Genomic DNA, 375 nt, shown 5'->3' with positions numbered 1-375 from the left:
AGATCCAGCCGCAGGTTCCCCTACGGCTACCTTGTTACGACTTCACCCCAGTCGCCGGTATTACCCTAGTGCGCCCCTTGCGGTTACGGCCTTCAGGTCCCCCCGACTCCCATGGCTTGACGGGCGGTGTGTACAAGGCCCGGGAACGTATTCACCGCGCCATGGCTGATGCGCGATTACTAGCGAATCCAGCTTCATGGAGTCGGGTTGCAGACCCCAGTCCGAACTGAGACCGGCTTTTTGGGATTTGCTTCCCCTTTCGAGGTAGCGACCTTCTGTACCCCCCATTGTAGCACGTGTGTAGCCCCGGACGTAAGGGCCGTGCGGACTTGCCGTCGCCCGCGCCTTCCTCCATGGTGTCCCTGGGATTCCCCG

It is taken from the genome of Candidatus Nanopusillus massiliensis, assembly GCF_920984865.1.
Note: the sequence above shows the minus strand (reverse complement) of the source record.